Origin of the sequence: Roseovarius gaetbuli (assembly GCF_900172365.1) — a bacterium.
Classification (GTDB): domain Bacteria; phylum Pseudomonadota; class Alphaproteobacteria; order Rhodobacterales; family Rhodobacteraceae; genus Roseovarius; species Roseovarius gaetbuli.
Genome location: NZ_FWFJ01000066.1, coordinates 1 through 11,985 on the forward strand (window position 1 = coordinate 1; position 11,985 = coordinate 11,985).

Below are 11,985 nucleotides of genomic sequence, written 5' to 3' on the forward strand. Positions count from 1 at the left end.
CCTGCTTGGCCCCATCGGAAACATTCCGCCAGCAGAGGCTGAAGAGAACTTCTATGCACAGCGCGACGTGCTCGATATGGTCGCGTGAAATGAAGCTATAGGTCTCCGGTAAACCCGGGGCGATTCACAGCGCCACCTATTGCCTCGATACGCTCCAAGCGCTCTGTCAGCGGCGCTGCAGTCACAGTGCTTGTTTCTACGATGAGCTTGTTGGTGAGGTCGCAATCGAGCAAGGCATCCAGAATCTCGGCGACAGCTTTGTCGTCGAAAAGACTGTTCACAATGACATCTGAGAGAGCCACCAGAGTCGAAATATCGTCAGCTGGCGACACCCCTTCAGTGCGACGACCGCTACGTGGCCATCCGTGGACTTCTACATCTTGCGAGGCAATGCGCGCCGCAATCGCGCCCTAATCCGATGACACCGATCTTGTCCATGATATTCCCATCATTGTTTCGGAGGGATTTTTCTCATTCTGCGGCGAATGTCAAAATTGATTGAGAAAGGCTGCTTGGAGATCATGTGAATTCCTCACCAACATCCGGTTTCGGCTCAAACCGGTCTTGCGGCGACGCAGCGGATCAAGTTTGAACCGCGTCCCGAAAGTAGCCGTTCCTAAGACTCAGAAGCTTCATTCTTTTCAATCGGATGAAGAGGAGACCGGAAGTTGCGCGGTTTGAAGCGGCCATCAGATTACGAGGCGCTGAACGACGGCACAGAGCCCATTTTGACAGATGCTGCAACCTGCGCCAATGGAAGCGAAGCGACGGGAACAGACATTAGATTCCATAAACTGATTCTGCCTGCGTCCCTCGAATTTTCAGCATCCAATCGCAAAATTGCTCTACGGGCTTGGAAGGCTTTTCGCCTTTGGGTACGATCAGGTAGTACGCAAAGGATGTTTCAAAGTTGCGCCCAAAGGGGTTCACTAGAACGCCACTTTTCAGTTCTTCCTGAACCAGCCAGGAGGCAAATAACGACACTCCTAACCCATTGATGGTTGAACTGAGTTGAAAGTGTCGATCTTCCAACATCATTTGCGCCTGCGTTGCACTTGCCTTCACCCCGTTCATCAACAACCATTCTTCCCACATACGGTTGTCATCTACATGCAGCAGATTACACAAAAGCAAGTCCTTGGGTCGACTGATTGGGTGGGTGGCCAGATAGGCCGGACTACATACCACCGCAAGTTTTTCAGGCCACAAGCGATGCACAGCGAAGCCGTTCCAATTGCCTTTGCCCCATTGGATCCCAAGGTCCGCAAAACTGGCCGGATTATGCATCCGTGCGAAGCTGTTGTTATGATTGTGCATCGACAGCTGTAGATCGGGTTGCAGTTCCATCAAGCCACCCAAGCGTGAAGATAGCCAACGGCTCGAAAACATGGGCAGCAGGGCTACCTTGACGGAGCCCGCCTGATTGGCAACCCGCTCCAGCCCCGTCTGAATCATGTTCAATCCCTTCTCGACATGGCTCGCCAATACGGCACCTTCCTCTGTCAGATCCAAGCCCTGCTTGGTGCGCCGAAACAGGGAATATCCCAGATCGGTTTCCAATTTTTTGATGTGATAGCTGACAGAACTTTGGCTAATATTCAGCAATTGTGCAGCACGAGTGACATTCCCCGTCTCAGATGCAACGTTAAATACTTGAATAGAATTGATATTTTTAATCATTCTGGCTTCTTCGCACCCCGCTTCGATTGAACAGCAATGATCCTATCTATCTAATAATTAGAAATAAGGACTAAATCTTTGAATTTTGCAAGGCGCGGCATCCTCGCTACCGTCAGGTAACCGCAAAAGATATGCGGAGGGGGGATTCCATGAAAGCGCCTGTTCTTAAGGTGGACACATTGTGCAAATCGTTCGGCGGCGTTCATGCAATCCGTGATTTGTCATTCGAAGTGCGCGAGGCCGAAATCCTTGGCCTGATTGGCCCCAATGGGTCGGGCAAATCGACAACCGTCAACAGCCTCGCAGGGATCTTTGCAATAACCTCTGGCAAGATCACGTTGGGCGACGCGCAAATCGATGGCCTGCCTGAGTACGCTCGGGTTGCACAGGGGCTTGCACGCACTTTCCAGACCGCCAGCACCTTCAGCGAATTCACTGTTCGTGAACAGGTGCTACTGGGCAGCAACGTCACCCGCACATCGCATCCATTGTCGTCGGTCTTTGGCATTGGTCGCAAGGCCGACGAAGACGCGGCACTGGAAGAACGGGTGGCTCATATTCTAGAGATTACCAACCTCAAACCCGTCGAACACGCCCGCGTTGGCACAATCAGTTCCGCGCAGCAACGGTTCTTGATGATCGCGACGGCGTTGGCTTCCGATCCTAAGGTCATATTACTCGACGAACCGGCAGCAGGTCTCGTCTCGCATGAGCGCAAAACACTGAGTGAACTGATCAAGTCCATCCGCGCACTTGGCGTGTCGGTGCTGGTTATCGAGCATCACATGGCGCTGATCATGGACGTCAGTGACCGCATCGTCGTGTTGAACTTTGGCCAGAAAATTGCCGAAGGCACGCCCGAAGAAATTCGCAACAATCCGGTTGTGATTGATGCCTATCTCGGCGAGGCGGCTTAGCATGCTGACAGTTTCAGACCTGCGTGTCAGCTATGGCCCGATTGAAGTTATTCACGGCATTGATATCGAAGTTGGTGAAGGTGAATGTGTTGCCCTGATCGGGGCCAATGGCGCGGGCAAATCCTCGACCCTCAAGGCCATCTGCGGGTTAGTTCCTGCAAGTGCCGGCATCATTACCTTTGAAGGGCGCGATATCACTAATCAAAGTGGCCATGCCATCGTCAAAGCGGGCATCACTATGTGCCCCGAGGGCCGTCAGGTGTTTCCGCAGATGACCACGCTGCAGAACCTGCGCATGGGGGCCTACACCCGCACAGACGCTGATCAAGCAAGCGATGTGGACGAGATGATGGATATGTTTCCCATCCTGCGGGACCGCGCGAACCAGGCCGCGGGGACGCTTTCGGGCGGAGAGCAAGAGATGCTGGCCATTGGCCGTGCGCTGATGGCGCGCCCTAAGCTGTGCATCTTTGACGAGCCTTCATTGGGCTTGGCCCCCAAGATTGTCGCCGAAGTGGGGGCCACGATCCAGCGTATCAAAGAGATGGGCAAAACCATCCTGTTGGTTGAGCAGAACTCTGCCATGGCGCTGCGCCTTGCGGACCGCGCCTATCTGTTTGAGGCCGGAGAGATCGTGTTGAGTGGCACAGGCACAGAATTACAATCACATCCGGATGTCGCAAAGGCGTATCTGGGCCACTGAACTTAACGTTTCTGGGAGGAGACACATATGAGACTGACAGCAATCACGGCCGCATTTGCATTGACGGCAACTGCCGCTTTTGCCGCAGATAAAACTCTTGATATCGGGGTCAGTGACGCGCTGACCGGGGGCGGCGCAGTCTACGGACTGCCACAAGCCAACGCGGTCAACCTTGCCGCCAAGGAGATCAACGCATCCGGCGGCATTAAGGTCGGCGACGATACCTATATGCTCAAAGTTATCGCTTATGACGATAAGGCGAACCCGACTGAGGCTTCCAACGCGGTGCGCAAACTGATTGACCGTGATGGTGTGAAGTACATCCTCGGGTTCTGCTGCTCCGGTGCCACGGGCGCTGTTGCGTCCTTCATCGAGAACGAAGATGCCGTGATGCTGGTTGGCAATGCGGCTGAACGGTCCATCACGACCCGCGAAATTCCTAACCTGACGCGCACCCGCCCACCGGCGGATTATACTGGTGCTGCTGCGGGAACCTTCGTCGCCGAGAAAGGTCATAAGCGCGTGGCGGTTCTGGGTGCGCTCGACGTGGGTTTCTATGCCAGCTACGTCGATGCGTTTGAAAAAGAGTTGAATAAAGCGGGCGGCGAAATTGTGAGCCGCGAAGCTTTTGGCCTAAAAGACCGCGACATGTCTCCACAGTTGACGAAAATTCGCGGGCAAGATCCCGATGCAATCCTTGTTGTTGGCTATGTAGAACCCGCAGCGTTCATCTACCGCCAAGCGGTTGAGCTCGGCATCGACGTGCCGCGTTACGGCTTCACTTCCGGCAGCGAAGAGCAGTTCTTGCGCGTTGCCACATCCGAGCAGATGGAAGGAGTCTGGGACCTGCGCCCGACAGAGCTTACGCTACTGTCAGCCTCTGAAAACGGCAAAGCCTACCACGCGAACTACTCTGCAGAATTCGGCATAGCGCCTTCGCCGAGCTCGCCTTATGCCTACGATCAGACCTATGCGTTGAAAGATGCTATTGAGGCGGCAGGCACGGTGGAAGACACCCAAGCCGTGGCGGTTGCTCTGCGCGAGTTGTCTGTGCCTGATGAAGTTGTGATGCAATATCTTCCTGTTGACGAAAAAATGTTTGATGTGAACGGTCAAGCCTACACTTCAAACGGTGCGTTCCAGTGGCAGAGCGGCAACTGGGTCTTCATACAAGACTTGCCGTCTGATGCTGCGGCTTATTCCGCATTCCTCAGCACGATCGACTGATCTCTCCCTGATGGGGCGTGGGCACTGTGCCTGCGCCCCCTTTTTCTTCCCTCTTATTCGCAGGACCGGACATGGTAGAGGTGATTCAACAAATTATCAACGGCGTAGCCATCGGCGGTGTCTATGTGTTGATTGCACTGGGGCTGACCACAGTGTTTGGCATTCTTGGCATTGCCCATTTTGCCCATGGCTCGGTGTCGATGTTCGGCGGCTATCTGACATTCTTTTTCGTAACGGGGTGGGGTTTTTCACTGCTGCTTGCGATCCTCGTATCACTGCTTGTCGGCATGGTCCTTGGTGTGCTGATTGAGTTGCTAGCCTATAGACCTGTCCGTGACGCCAATCACATCAACGCTTTCATTGTCGCCCTTGGCTTGACGATGATGGTCGAAGGGCTGAACCTGGAATTCTTTGGCCATGAACAGGTTGTCATTCCCACCAACCTCAGCCGCGTTTTTAATATCGGCGGCGTCACAATCCCTGAACTCAGGCTTTATGTGATCATCGCGGCTGCCCTGCTTGTCCTTGCCATGACCTTGTTCGTTGAGAAAACGAAGACTGGTCAAGCGATCCGCGCCGTGGCTGAAAATCGCGATGCCGCGATCTTGATGGGTGTGAATGTTAACACCATTCCATTGGTGGTGTTTGCCATCTCTACCGCACTGGGTGTTTGCGCAGGCGTCATGGTCGGATCTCTTTTCGCCATCGCACCCGGCATTGGTGAAGGGCTTGTGGTCAAGGGTTTTGCTGTACTGATACTTGGCGGATTGGGGTCGATCCCCGGTGCGGTCGTCGGTGGCCTTGTGCTGGGCATTACCGAAGCGCTTGCAGCTGGCTTCATATCCTCGGCGTACAAGGACGTGATCGCCTTTGTGGTGATGATCAGCGTGCTGTTGTTCCGCCCCCAAGGCCTGATGGGTAAAGCATGATGACCCTGAACCGAACCTTCATATTCTATGCCGTGGCGCTGGTTGGCTTTATCCTGCTGCCACAGCTTATTGCCGTGAAATATTACCTGCACCTCAGCGTGCTGGCCCTGATCTGGGTGATCGCCGCGCAGGGGCAAAACCTGATCCAAGGCTACACCGGATATGTGTCAATCGTGCAGGCGGGATTTATGGGGATCGGGGCCTATTCCACCGCACTGATGGGCATCCACTCTGACATGCCGGTATGGCTGACCATCACACTTGCCCCTTTTGTCACGGCCTTCTTTGCGCTGCTCACAGGCTATCCCAGCCTGCGTGTCAAAGGGCATTACTTTGCCATTGTGACCCTCGCGTTCAACATGGTTATCTTCATCGTTCTGATGAATTTTCACGAGTTAACCCAAGGCGAAGCAGGCATCACAGGCATCCCGAAACCAGGTGCCAAGGACGGGCTGTTCAATTGGCGCGACCGCGAAACCTATTACTACTTCGTCTTGATCATCGCCGTGCTGATGACAGCGCTTGCCGCCCTGATCGTGCGCTCACGCATCGGTCAAACGCTGATCGCCATCCGCCAGAATGAAGACCTTGTCGGGGCTATCGGCATTGCGGCATGGAAATACAAGCTGTTCGCCTTTGTGATTTCCGCGATGTTTGGCGGCTTGGCTGGCGCGATTTATGCCCATTACCAAAGCTTCATTAACCCCGAGATTTTCGGCGTGGCGCAATCGCTTGATGCGATTTTGGCGGTGATCATCGGCGGATCGGGTACCATTGCAGGGCCGATCATCGGCGCGTTCTTTGTGGTGTTTCTGCCCGAATATCTGCGCTTTGCAGATAGCTTCCGCCTGATCCTTTATGGGCTTGTCCTTGTGCTTGCCACGATATTTATGCCGCGCGGAATTGTGGGTGTGACCACCGATCTGATGGCCAAATGGGGACGGGGCAAGACATGACCCAAGCCTTTCTGGACCGCGTCACGAGCTTTGCCGCTGATCACCTCACCCCTGCCGCAGCAGATTGGTCAATGGGCGAAACCCCCGATACGGCGATCTATGAAATGGCCGGGCAGATCGGCATTTTGGGAATGCAGGTGCCGCAGTCATTTGGCGGGCAAGGCCTCGATTTTGCAACCCGCGCCGCCGCTTGCAGCATTCTGGCAGGAGCCGATTTCGGTTTTGCAATGTCACTGGTCAACACCCACAATATCGCATTACGCCTCAGCGAGATTGCCCCCGATGCTATGTGCCAACGCTACATCCCCGATCTCCTAAGCGGGAAGATCAGCGCCTGCACCGCCCTGACCGAGCCCAGCACGGGCAGCGATTTTGCAGCCGTAACCACACAGGCGATCCAAGCGGACACAGGCTGGGTGCTGAACGGTGAAAAGACGTGGATTATCAATGGGCGGCATGCGGGCTTGTCTATTGTCTATGCACAATGCCGCAGCATCGGTGACAGCAAAGGAATTGGTGCCTTCCTGGTCGACCTAAATGCTAAAGGCGTGATGCGCTACGCAATTGATGGCGGCTTTGCCCAGACCAGCATGGGGACCGGTGGTTTTTCCCTGCAAGATGTGGAAGTCGCGCATGACGCAATGCTTATCGCCCCCGGTACTGCCTTCAAAGCGATTCTGACCGAGATTAACGGCGCGCGTACCTATGTTGCGGCTATGTGCAACGGCATGGTCGGGCAAGCGATAGCTGATGTCGCAGCATATGGCCGACACCGCGACAGCTTTGGCAAACCGCTGAACGCCATCCCAAGCTGGCAGGCAGCTTTGTCTGCGGCGGAGGCTGCGCTGAACAGCTCACAAACACTTACCGCTCGGGCCATAGATCTGGTCAACACAGCCAGCGACGCCCAGTTGGCAGCAGCGCAAGCCAAGATTGAGGCGGTAACCTGTGCTCAAAGATACCTCCCTGAGCTGTTGCATCTGATGGGGGCCGAGGGGCTGCGGCCCGAACGCCCGTTTGCCCGCCATATCGCCGCCGCACAGATCGCGGGTTTCACCGATGGGGCCACCAATATTCTCAAAGATAGAGTGGCCCGACTGACCGCTCAGAAAGGGCCGTAAACCATGCGTGTATTCCAAATCGAAAGTGATTGGGGATTTGATAATCTCAAGCTTTCACAGCGGCCCGAACCATTTTGTGGTCCCGGTCAAGTTATCGTGGCGATGCGAATGGCGTCGCTGAATGCGCGTGATCTGATAGTGCCGGACCGTGGCTACGGGCGCGCAACGGGCGAGCTGCCGTTGATCCCCGTTTCAGACGGCGTTGGCGAAGTGGTCGAAGTCGGAGCAGGGGTTTCGCGGGTCTCGGTCGGTGACCGTGTTTGCCCGACATATTTCCAGAACTGGACCAGTGGTGAGCCAACGCCCGAGCGGTTTTCCTCAGCCTTAGGTGGCCCGCTTGATGGGGTCATGGCTGACCTTGTCTGCCTCTCTGCCGAGGGCGTGGTCAAGATACCAGACTACTTGAGTGACGCCGAAGCGGCCACATTGCCCTGCGCCGCCCTGACCGCATGGAGCGCGATCGCCACCCACGGTCAAACCCGCGCAGGCGACAAGGTATTGGTGCAAGGCACCGGCAGCGTGGCCCTATTTGCCTTGGCCTTTGCCAAGATGCACGGCGCGCATGTCACCGTGATTTCCTCCAGCGATGAAAAGCTGGCGCGTGTAACTCAAATGGGCGCAGATGCCGCGATCAACTACCAAACAACGGAAGATTGGGTCCGCGCCAGCCGTCCCATCACCGCGGATAGAGGCGGTTATGACAACATCATTGAGTTGGGTGGCGCGAAAACGCTGCCACTTTCGCTGCGTGCGGTGCGTCCGGGTGGGACGCTGTCGATGATCGGCGTGCTGTCGGGATTGAACATAGAGGCCTCGCTGGGGCCTATCGTGGCGCGTCAGGTGCGTCTGCAAGGCGTCACAGTAGGGCACCGTGACGGGTTCGAGGCGATGTTGCGCGCTATGACGCAACATGAACTGCATCCCGTTCTAGGCGACGTCTTTGCCTTCAAAGACTTCAAGCCCGCCATGGACCATCTGCGGAATGGCGGTCATTTCGGCAAGACGCTTATTCAATTCTGATCCAAATGTCTTTCAAATCTCACCCCTATCAACCCCGTGCGCATCCCCATGATAAGGCCGCATTTATCATGGCCGCCAGCGGTGAGATTGTCAGCTTTGGTATGTTGGAGGCGCGTGCGAACCAAGGGGCGCATGTGTTGCGTGCCCAAGGTATCAATCAGGGCGATCATATCGCAATCTTGATGGAGAACCGGCGCGAAATGTTGGAAGTCTGCTTTGCCGCAGATCGCGCAGGGGTATATTATACGACCATCAGCACGCATCTGAACAAGGACGAAATCGGATATATTCTGGCCGATTGCAATGCGCGGTTCCTGGTTGCCAGTGATCGGTTTACGGATATCCTTCCTGACTTGGTGCCCGTACGTGAAGGCCTATGCAAGGTCATGATTGTCGGCGACAGTGACGGCCCTTACCCCGACTGGCATAAGGAAGCCACACATCACAAGGCAACGCCAATCCCAGATGAGGCACAGGGCCTTGATATGCTCTATTCCTCGGGCACAACGGGACGTCCAAAAGGCATCAAATGGCCATTGGAAAATGCGCTGCCAGGCACGCGCACCATGTTGGTTGATCTGCTGAACGGCTTGTTCGGATACGGCCACGACACACGCTATCTCTGCCCCGCCCCGCTTTATCACGCAGCACCGCTCAGACATGCGATGGTGACAATCAAGATGGGTGGCACCGCAGTGATCATGGACCGGTTCGATGCTGAAACAGCATTGCGCCTGATCGAACACTACAAGATCACACACAGCCAATGGGTGCCGACGATGTTCGTACGCCTGCTGAAACTACCCGAAGCTGTACGCGTGCGCTACGATCTTTCCTCTATGGACATTGCGGTTCATGCGGCAGCTCCCTGTCCAATTGAGATCAAACATGAAATGCTAGCGTGGTGGGGCGACATTATTCACGAATATTATGCGGGTACTGAGAATAACGGGTTTTCGGCGATTAACAGCCTCGAGTGGCGCGCGCATCCCGGATCAGTCGGTCGCGCAAAACTGGGCGTGGTGCATATTTGCAATGCAGATGGCCACGAAGTGCCGAATGGAACTACAGGCGAAATCTACTACGAGAACGGCCAGCAATTTGCGTATCATAACGACCCCGAAAAAACCCGCGCCTGCACCAATGTGCAGGGTTGGACCACACTGGGCGATATCGGCCGATTGGATGATGACGGTTATCTGTATCTCACCGATCGAAAGTCATTTCTGATCATATCTGGCGGCGTGAATATCTACCCACAAGAAACCGAAGACACGCTGCTGAGCCATCCCGCAGTGCTTGATGCCGCCGTCATCGGCATCCCCCATGAGGATTTTGGTGAAGCCGTTCATGCCGTTGTGCAATTGGTTCCCGAACATGAAAACGCGCAAGGGATGGCTGAGACATTGATGGCATTTTGCCGCTCAAAACTGTCTGCTTTGAAGTGTCCACGTAGTATTGAATTTCGAAGCACGTTGCCGCGATCAGCTACGGGTAAAATGTACAAGCGCGTGTTAAGATCTGAGTATTGGGGAAAGAACTAGATGTCGGACAGATGTACTCCAAAGTGAATTACATCACATCCATTGCCGCAGGACGCTGAACAGGCGTTAAGGTATTTTCTACGCCATTTGTCACGATTTTCGCAAACGCGAAGCGCCTATTCCGTTGAAAAACTCGCCTGATCGCTCGAAAGGGCAAGATCAGCAGAATATTGTCCCGCTAAAACGCCATTCTGGAAGTACCGTTTGTCAATTGGCCTGTGACGAGAACAGTGTTCCAAGTTTCCGAGGCGATTTTGGCGTAGCGGAGTTTTTCAACAGAATACGCCAAAAGCTGTCGTTGGCGCATGTGCAGCGAATTCACCCTTCGCTAATCGGGCATTTGGGTCAAGTTCATTTCATCGTTTGATTTCCGTCTTGTTGGGATCGTTGTCTCTCATCCGGGTCACACTTCTCTTCGCAGTCATTGATGGTCCGGTTCGGTTGGACCGCTGCATGCATGTGTCGGATTGGACGTGGAGCGCCCCGCTTTGTCTCGCGCTTCAAGTTGCGCAGTGAGAATATTCGGCGTCATCCACAGACCTCGTCCGGTGAGGGACGATCCCATCATTGGTTTTGGTAGCTTGTCAGGTCATACAGCGCCCTCCACTTTCCCATGACGGAACTCGGTGTTGTCGGCCCACATGCGATGCATGATAACGGCCAGCTTTCTTGCAACGGCAACGACCGCGCGGCGGCGTCCTTTGCGGCGCATCAGACGCAAGCCCCAGCTCTTGATCTCAGAACTCGCAACGGATCGCATCATCATCGCATTTGCTGCGGCATAGAGCGTGGCGCGCACATCCCTGTCACCTGCTTTTGATATGCGGCCTGGATTATCCATTTCGCCGGATTGATATCGTCGCGGCGTCAACCCGAAGTGCGCAGCGACGGTGCGAGAGCTAGTGAACCGCGCAGGATCATCAACAGCTGCACGGAAGGTCAGTGCCGCGATGGGACCAACACCGGGAATCGCCATGAAGCGTAGGCAAATTTCATCATGACTTGCGGCCTGTTTCACACGCCGGTCCAATTCGCGGTACGTCTTGTAAAGCACGACCCGCGCATCAAGCAGTGGCAAAAGTGCATGAGACAGATCCGGATCTGCCTCCACCAACGGCCTAACGCGCTCATCAAACGACCCCTGATCGACACGGGATGGGAGCCGCAAACCAAAGACTCTGAACAGCCCGCGAACCTCATTGGCCAGATCAATACACTTCTTCTGGATCGCTTTGCGGCTGCTGAGCAGGGCACGCAGTGCGTGGGCTTCCCGGCTTTTGATGAAGACTTCGCTGAACCATCCGGACCGTAACACCTGCGCAATACCGCGCGCATCGGTCCTATCGGTCTTGTTTCTCATGGCTGACAGAGCCGCATTCACTTGTCGTGCTTCCATGCAGACAACATCAAAACCAGCTGCCCGGAGGCCAAAGTAAAGATGCTGGCTCATCGCTCCGGATTCAAAACCAACGCGTAACCTTGAGGCTGGCAATTCCTCAAGGCACCGCACGATGTCATCAATCTCGCATTCGACCGTACGCTCGAAGACATGCTTGCCGTCCGTATCAATGACGCAAACCGCAACCGTCCGCAGCGACACATCCAATCCAACATAGTAATCCATCTCATTCTCCTCAAATTGCAGTCGATGCTGCAATCCTAACAAGAACCTGACCCATCATCATGGTCAGCCCGATTACCCATGCTTTGTCCCGCAAAGCTGACGTCGACGCGCATCGCGGCGAAGGTCCGGAATCCGCCGATTCTGTGGAAAAACAACGTGTTGCTGTTGCAGAAAGTGTGGTTCTGAACAGAGCGCGAGCGCCTTTTCTATCAGGCTTTGCGCGTTTGCTGCGGTGCAGGAAGGATCTTGGCCAGTTTGCGGAGG

The 11,985-nt window shown here is 54.9% G+C and carries 12 protein-coding genes; 9 read left to right on the plus strand and 3 right to left on the minus strand.

Annotated elements, in window-relative coordinates:
• Positions 1-95: 95 nt before the first annotated feature.
• Positions 96-404, minus strand: coding sequence for an NAD(P)-binding domain-containing protein (locus tag ROG8370_RS21675; RefSeq protein ID WP_139838224.1), 309 nt, complete (start codon positions 402-404; stop codon positions 96-98).
• A gap of 376 nt (positions 405-780) precedes the next feature.
• The gene (locus ROG8370_RS18575; RefSeq protein ID WP_085828635.1) at positions 781-1,680 is read right to left on the minus strand and encodes a LysR substrate-binding domain-containing protein; all 900 of its coding nucleotides are present in this window, start codon (positions 1,678-1,680) and stop codon (positions 781-783) included.
• 149 nt (positions 1,681-1,829) lie between these two features.
• Between ROG8370_RS18575 and ROG8370_RS18580 the strand changes: the two genes are divergently transcribed.
• From ROG8370_RS18580 to ROG8370_RS18615, 8 genes are all read left to right on the plus strand, one after another.
• The gene (locus ROG8370_RS18580) at positions 1,830-2,597 is read left to right on the plus strand and encodes an ABC transporter ATP-binding protein (RefSeq protein ID WP_085828636.1); all 768 of its coding nucleotides are present in this window, start codon (positions 1,830-1,832) and stop codon (positions 2,595-2,597) included.
• A 1-nt stretch (position 2,598) separates the two neighbouring features.
• Positions 2,599-3,300 carry an ABC transporter ATP-binding protein gene (locus ROG8370_RS18585; protein ID WP_085828637.1) on the plus strand — a complete coding sequence of 234 codons (702 nt, stop codon included), beginning with the start codon at positions 2,599-2,601 and terminating at the stop codon, positions 3,298-3,300.
• Between the two features lie 27 nt (positions 3,301-3,327).
• Positions 3,328-4,527: an ABC transporter substrate-binding protein gene (locus ROG8370_RS18590; RefSeq protein WP_085828638.1), complete on the plus strand. Its 1,200-nt coding sequence runs from the start codon at positions 3,328-3,330 to the stop codon at positions 4,525-4,527.
• 71 nt (positions 4,528-4,598) lie between these two features.
• On the plus strand, positions 4,599-5,456 hold the full coding sequence (locus ROG8370_RS18595; RefSeq protein ID WP_085828639.1) for a branched-chain amino acid ABC transporter permease: 858 nt from the start codon (positions 4,599-4,601) through the stop codon (positions 5,454-5,456).
• Entirely contained in the window at positions 5,456-6,412 is a 957-nt protein-coding gene (locus ROG8370_RS18600) for a branched-chain amino acid ABC transporter permease (RefSeq protein WP_245827507.1), read from the plus strand. Before ROG8370_RS18595 ends, ROG8370_RS18600 begins: the two co-directional genes overlap by 1 nt.
• Complete coding sequence (locus ROG8370_RS18605) at positions 6,409-7,533, plus strand: acyl-CoA dehydrogenase family protein (RefSeq protein ID WP_085828644.1); 1,125 nt, start codon at positions 6,409-6,411, stop codon at positions 7,531-7,533. Before ROG8370_RS18600 ends, ROG8370_RS18605 begins: the two co-directional genes overlap by 4 nt.
• 3 nt (positions 7,534-7,536) lie before the next feature.
• Positions 7,537-8,553, plus strand: a complete 1,017-nt coding sequence (locus tag ROG8370_RS18610; RefSeq protein WP_085828641.1) for a zinc-dependent alcohol dehydrogenase family protein — start codon at positions 7,537-7,539, stop codon at positions 8,551-8,553.
• Between the two features lie 5 nt (positions 8,554-8,558).
• Positions 8,559-10,097 (plus strand): AMP-binding protein, encoded by a 1,539-nt coding sequence (locus ROG8370_RS18615; protein ID WP_085828642.1) that lies wholly within the window; start codon positions 8,559-8,561, stop codon positions 10,095-10,097.
• A 589-nt stretch (positions 10,098-10,686) separates the two neighbouring features.
• On the opposite strand, the gene ROG8370_RS18620 is transcribed toward ROG8370_RS18615, so the two are convergent.
• On the minus strand, positions 10,687-11,721 hold the full coding sequence (locus ROG8370_RS18620) for an IS110 family RNA-guided transposase (protein ID WP_085828643.1): 1,035 nt from the start codon (positions 11,719-11,721) through the stop codon (positions 10,687-10,689).
• A 59-nt stretch (positions 11,722-11,780) separates the two neighbouring features.
• Between ROG8370_RS18620 and ROG8370_RS20790 the strand changes: the two genes are divergently transcribed.
• A partial coding sequence (locus ROG8370_RS20790; protein WP_212580121.1) for a hypothetical protein occupies positions 11,781-11,985 on the plus strand: 205 nt, incomplete at its 3' end.